General features: G+C 39.1%; 1 protein-coding gene. It reads right to left on the bottom strand.

Annotation, left to right across the window (positions count from 1 at the left end):
* Positions 1–253 (bottom strand): transposase (locus tag AC0TWI_RS09760; RefSeq protein WP_488126160.1); only part of this gene is annotated, 253 nt, incomplete at its 3' end.
* Positions 254–327: the final 74 nt, after the last annotated feature.

Here is a 327-nt window from a genome sequence, read left to right as displayed (position 1 = left end):
GGATACTGTCTTTGAGAAGCGCCTCGATCTTGCGCCCGGAAAATGCCGACTGAGTATAACCGCATAAGATGATTTTAAGCATCATGCGCGGATGGTAGGCAGGACAGCCCTCATTTCGGAGAAATGGTTCGAACGCTTCATAAGGGATGCTTTCGACCAAATGATGGATATGGAAGGCAATATCATTATTTTGTAGTTTCACTTCTAAATCTAAAGGCAAAACCAATTGATTCATGTTATAATTTTTAAACATAAGGACCCTTCTTTCCGATATGATTTGGTGTGGTAACTTAATTTTATCAGAAGTGGTCCTTATCTTTTATGAAA

The sequence above is a fragment of the Lederbergia sp. B243.17 genome (assembly GCF_057657925.1).
Note: the sequence above shows the minus strand (reverse complement) of the source record. Positions and strands in the feature narration are given on the sequence as shown.